Source organism: Microbacterium sp. (assembly GCF_031988965.1).
Taxonomy (GTDB): domain Bacteria; phylum Actinomycetota; class Actinomycetes; order Actinomycetales; family Microbacteriaceae; genus Microbacterium.
This window is the reverse complement of sequence record NZ_DALZXX010000099.1, coordinates 10,893-11,160: the sequence shown is the minus strand read 5'-3', so window position 1 is coordinate 11,160 and position 268 is coordinate 10,893.

Here is a 268-nt window from a genome sequence, read left to right as displayed (position 1 = left end):
CATCGGCCTGCGGCACGGGCGGATGCTCGTCGCCGGAGCCACCTCGCAGCTGGATGCCGCAGCGCTCGCGCCGCTCTACGACGACGAGGAGCACGACGATGACGCTCACTGACCCGCGCTTCTCCGGGCCGCATTCCGCCGGGGCCGGCTCGACTGACCCGAGCTCCGCCGGAGCGGCTCCCGCTGACCCCCGGAAGAACCGCCCGACCACCCGCCCCGCGCTCGACGCGGCCGAGCGCTCGCGACTGGAGCGCGCCTTCCGCGTGCC